The sequence below is a fragment of the Pseudomonas sp. MD195_PC81_125 genome (genome assembly GCF_014060985.1).
GTDB lineage: Bacteria > Pseudomonadota > Gammaproteobacteria > Pseudomonadales > Pseudomonadaceae > Aquipseudomonas > Aquipseudomonas parakoreensis.
In genome coordinates, this window is record NZ_JABULD010000619.1 from 1 (window position 1) to 4,617 (window position 4,617).

Annotated in this window: 6 protein-coding genes; 1 reads left to right on the top strand and 5 read right to left on the bottom strand. The window is 55.1% G+C overall.

The genetic code is table 11. From position 1 onward, the window contains the following. Positions 1-139: 139 nt before the first annotated feature. From HT737_RS24780 to HT737_RS24800, 5 genes are all read right to left on the bottom strand, one after another. Positions 140-679 (bottom strand): FixH family protein, encoded by a 540-nt coding sequence (locus tag HT737_RS24780; protein WP_095667071.1) that lies wholly within the window; start codon positions 677-679, stop codon positions 140-142. An 11-nt stretch (positions 680-690) separates the two neighbouring features. Continuing rightward, positions 691-2,106, bottom strand: a complete 1,416-nt coding sequence (ccoG, locus tag HT737_RS24785) for a cytochrome c oxidase accessory protein CcoG (RefSeq protein WP_047293085.1) — start codon at positions 2,104-2,106, stop codon at positions 691-693. A gap of 222 nt (positions 2,107-2,328) precedes the next feature. Further along, positions 2,329-2,739, bottom strand: coding sequence for a type II toxin-antitoxin system VapC family toxin (locus HT737_RS24790; protein ID WP_182404186.1), 411 nt, complete (start codon positions 2,737-2,739; stop codon positions 2,329-2,331). Then, entirely contained in the window at positions 2,739-2,993 is a 255-nt protein-coding gene (locus HT737_RS24795; RefSeq protein ID WP_041067899.1) for a type II toxin-antitoxin system Phd/YefM family antitoxin, read from the bottom strand. Before HT737_RS24795 ends, HT737_RS24790 begins: the two co-directional genes overlap by 1 nt. Positions 2,994-3,145: 152 nt before the next feature. Next, positions 3,146-3,346, bottom strand: coding sequence for a hypothetical protein (locus tag HT737_RS24800; protein ID WP_080963258.1), 201 nt, complete (start codon positions 3,344-3,346; stop codon positions 3,146-3,148). A 252-nt stretch (positions 3,347-3,598) separates the two neighbouring features. On the opposite strand from HT737_RS24800, the gene HT737_RS24805 reads away from it, so the two are divergent. After that, a complete protein-coding gene (locus HT737_RS24805; RefSeq protein ID WP_047293089.1) occupies positions 3,599-4,603 on the top strand; it encodes a metallophosphoesterase in 1,005 nt (334 codons plus the stop codon). Positions 4,604-4,617 lie beyond the last annotated feature (14 nt).

Here is a 4,617-nt window from a genome sequence, read left to right on the forward strand (position 1 = left end):
TGGCGTTTTCGCCTGGTTTTCTAGCCGGTCAGCCACACACATAAACTGTAGGAGCTGCCGCAGGTGCGATCTTTTGATTTTGTTTTTCAATAGCAAGATCAAAAAATCGCAGCCTGCGGCAGCTCCTACAGGGTTCGGTTTACTTCTTCTGGTCTTCAGCGCCCTGCAACGGTTCGTCACCGAGCAGCAGGTCCTTGTCATGGCTGACCTGTTCTTCTTCGAACATGCGCCACACGTGGTCGTCCTGAGTACCCAGCAATTCGACAAAACGCCGACCTTCGACCTTGTCGCCCAACTGGCCGATGTAACGGCCGGCTTCGGTTTCACTGCGGGTCAGGACAATCTTGCGATCCTTCTCCGGCTGGGTCGGCGAGATCAGGTTCAGTTCCAGGGTTTTCGGCTGGCTGGCACCGCTCAGGCGCAGGTCGACTTCGCCGGTGAGTTCATCCAGATGGACGTTGGCGCGCATCTTCAACTCCTGCGCCAACAGTTCGCGATCCAGCGAGCGGTTGATGCCTTTGCCGGCCTCGTAGTAGTTGTCGTTGACCAGATTGTCCGGGTTGTTCACCGCAATGGTCACCATTGACAGGGTCAACGTCACCGAGCAGGCCAGGATCCCGATGATGATCCATGGCCAGAGGTGCTTGTACCAAGGGCTTGCGGCGTTTGCAGCGGGCATGTTCAGTTCTCTCAACGGGTTTGTGGGCCGATGAATCGGCTCTTGGCTTCAACGTGGACGCTGTCGTCGTCGGCGTCCTTGAGGATGAATTTCACCTCGTTGGTGCTCGACGGCAATTGTTCCGGTGCGCTCGACAACTCCACCGGCATGCTGAAGATTTCGCCGGCCGGGACCGTGATCTCGCGTTTGCCTTGCAGGCGCAGATCCGGCAGGCCGGCGGCCTCCAGCACGTAGGTGTGGTCGCGCTGATCCTTGTTCATGATCTTCAGGCTGTAGACGTTTTCGATCCGGCCTTCGGCGTTCTCGCGGTACAGCACGCGGTCCTTGCTGACGTCGAAGCCGACCAGCGAGCGCATGAAGAATGCGGTCACCAGCAGGCTGATCATCGCCAGCAGCACCACCGCATAGCCGATCAGGCGCGGCCGCAGTTTATGGGTTTTCTGGCCCGAGAGGTTGTGTTCGGTGGTGTAGCTGATGAGGCCGCGCGGGTAGTCCATCTTGTCCATGATCGCGTCGCAAGCATCGATGCACGCGGCGCAACCGATGCACTCGATCTGCAGTCCGTCGCGGATGTCGATACCGGTCGGGCACACCTGGACGCACATGGTGCAGTCAATGCAATCGCCCAGGCCCATGGCTTTGTAATCGACACCTTTCTTGCGCGGGCCACGGCTTTCGCCGCGACGCGGGTCGTAGGACACGATCAGGGTGTCCTTGTCGAACATCACGCTCTGGAAGCGTGCATACGGACACATGTAGATGCACACCTGTTCGCGCAGCCAGCCAGCGTTGCCGTAGGTGGCGAGGGTGAAGAAGCCGACCCAGAAATACGACCAGCCATCGGCCTGGCCAGTGAAGAAATCGAATACCAGTTCGCGGATCGGCGAGAAGTAGCCGACGAAGGTCATGCCTGTGACGAAACCGATCAGTAGCCACAGCGAATGTTTGGCGAGCTTGCGCAGAAACTTGTTGCCGCTCATTGGCGCTTTATCGAGCTTGATACGCTGGTTGCGATCGCCTTCGGTGACCTTCTCGCACCACATGAAAATCCACGTCCACACGCTTTGCGGACAGGTGTAGCCGCACCAGACGCGACCGGCGTACACGGTGATGAAGAACAGGCCGAACGCGGCAATGATCAGCAGGCCAGACAGCAGGATGAAGTCTTGCGGCCAGAACGTGGCGCCGAAGATGAAGAACTTGCGTTCCGGCAGGTTCCACCACACCGCCTGATGCCCGCCCCAGTTCAGCCACACCGTACCGAAATACAACAGGAACAGCGCAGCGCCGCCCATCATCCGCAGATTGCGGAACAGGCCAGTGAAAGCACGGGTGTAGATTTTTTCTCGAGAGGCGTAAAGGTCGACGCTGTTGTTCGCGTTTTTGCTCGGTGGTGTGACGTCGTGTACCGGAATCTGGTTGCTCATCATTGCATCCCACGGCAGTGGACAAATGCCTCGGTCGATACGTGCCGACCGCGGTCAGAAAGGGGTGTTGCAGTGGCGCAATGATACGCCTGTCGCTCTAACTCAAGGGTGCGACCTTTGGTCGCGTTGGGAAAAAAGCATTATTGGTGTAGCGAATGCAGAAAAGCCTGATGCAGATCAATTGACTTGTTGAGTATGGACGGTTTTGCAGTGGCAGCTAATTCATTGTTCCCACGGATTGATCACGGCGACGCCGCTCGAGCGGAAATCCTCGACATTACGCGTGACCACCGTGAGTCCATGCACCAGGGCCGTGGCAGCGATCAATGCATCGCTTTCATTGGTCTGGTCGGGCACATGCAGGCTGGCACAACGTAGCGCTACTGCAGCATCAACCGGCAGGATTCGAGCTTCGAATGCCGGCATGACGTGACGCGTCAGCCAACTGCGCAACAGCTTTCCTTGAGCAGGATCACGCCGTTCCGTTCGCAGGACTCCGGTTTCCAGTTCTTTCAGAGTAATGGCGGAAATGTACAGACACGGGGCGATGACGCCTTTGGCCCAACTGACCACATTGGCATCGGCTTGCGGCTTGCGAAGTTCGGAAATCACATGGGTGTCGAGTAAATACATCAGGACAGGTCCACGGGACGATGAATGATGACTGCGCGCTCGGTTTCGAAATCGATGTCGGCAGCCTCCGGCATGACCAACCAATCGACAATGCTTGTGTTTGCGCCGCTCAGTTTCTGATATTCCTCAATGCTCAAAAGAACATGAGAAGCCTTACCACGGTCTGTGATGATCACTGGACCCAGACGCGCAGCCTTTTTGGCGCTGCTGGTGTCCTGATTGAATTCACGGCTGGAGATGGTGGTGATTGCCATCATGGTTGACCTCTCGCTACTCCGCCTTTAGGGCGGCAATCGAGGAAGACAGGACTCAGCCGTCCGTTGGTCGGTCCATGGCTGGCATTAGTCGAGCCAGCCCCGCACAAGGCGCAGGCCGGCTCAGGTTGATTCACACGTGGCTTCAAGACTCAGGGCAGCCTGCCGCCGCCCAGGCTGTCGAGACTGCCGGTATTTCGATGGCGTTTTGTGGTGCTCTTGGAATCGGGTTGTGACGGATTGTCGAATGTCACGGTAATGGTTTCTACAGTTGTTTCCAATGATTCAATTGGTTGATCAGATTCAGTCAGCGGCTGATCAACCGGAAGACAATGTTTGTCGTTATTCAACATAGCGGCTTCATCCTTGAAGTGGCTCCGGTGCGGGTCACCGGGCTGTGGCAGACCCTACAGAGCATGCTGAAACGCGTCCACCGCACATGTGTCTCAAAGTATTAATTTCAACGGCTATGCCAATAACGTAGAAATATAATTAGTTAATTGAGGGCTTTTAATTTTTTATTATTTTCGAATAGCTTGGTGGCTGTTCTGCAGCGTGCTAGTTGCATGTTCGTGTTTTGAAAGTTAACGCAATAATGGAATGTTATGAAAATCAAGGAAGTTAAAAAGCTGTTCGCTTGTCTGTACCTGTTATCGCTGACCTCTCTCGCCAGTGCCAATGAGGGTGTTCCGCAGCACATGGTATTTGCCTCGGACCCGCAATACCCGTGGACGGAAAAATCGGACAGTGGTGAAGATGAGCCGAGCGCGGATTTTGAAAAACGCTCGAAATGGCTGGTGGAGAATCAGTTCGCGAGTATTGCGCAGTTTCGCAACGAGATGGGCGGCCAGGCCAGCGTACCGTTGATGATCAACGGCGACATCACTGCGTTCGGTCATGGCTGGCAGCGCTCCTTCATGAGGACGATGCTGAGCAAATACTTTGGCGATCACTTTCTCTATGGGTTGGGCAATCATGATTATCAAAACAACGTGAATGATTGTTTTAGTGAAAGTTGTGCGGCGGGCAGCATTGTCGATTATCGCGATCATCACGTGGATAAAGTCGATGAGTTCGATCTTGAAGTGAGCGGCAGCTTTTTGAATAAGCACTATCTCGGCAGTCTGGCGTATTCAAAGAATATCGGTGAAGTACACCTGGTGCAGTTGAACAATGAGCCGACTTACCAGGTGAAGATTTCCCATGCGCTGAATCCGACTTCGTTCGACATCAAAGAGTCGCTGGACTGGCTGGAAAATGATTTGCGAATAGCGCGAGCGCAAGGCTACGCGATCATTATCAACATGCACAAACCCTATGACTGGGCAGGCAGTTGGGAGCAACAGAAGCGCTTTCGCGACATGATTGAAAAGTATCAGGTGACGGCGATGTTTGCTGGCCATTATCACGGCGAGGGTGGCAGCCAGACCTACATGGGCAGTGTGCCGATGTTTCTCAGCGGTGCCGCTTCTCAACAGACGTACCTGACGGCGAGCTTTTCCAAAGACCGCAAACAACTGGAGGTGAGTCTGGTCGAGGGTAATCAGTGGCGCAATCGTCAGCCGGTGGCCACAGTGCCGGTGAAATCGATCTGGGCCAGTCGCCCATGAAAAACGCCCCCGCC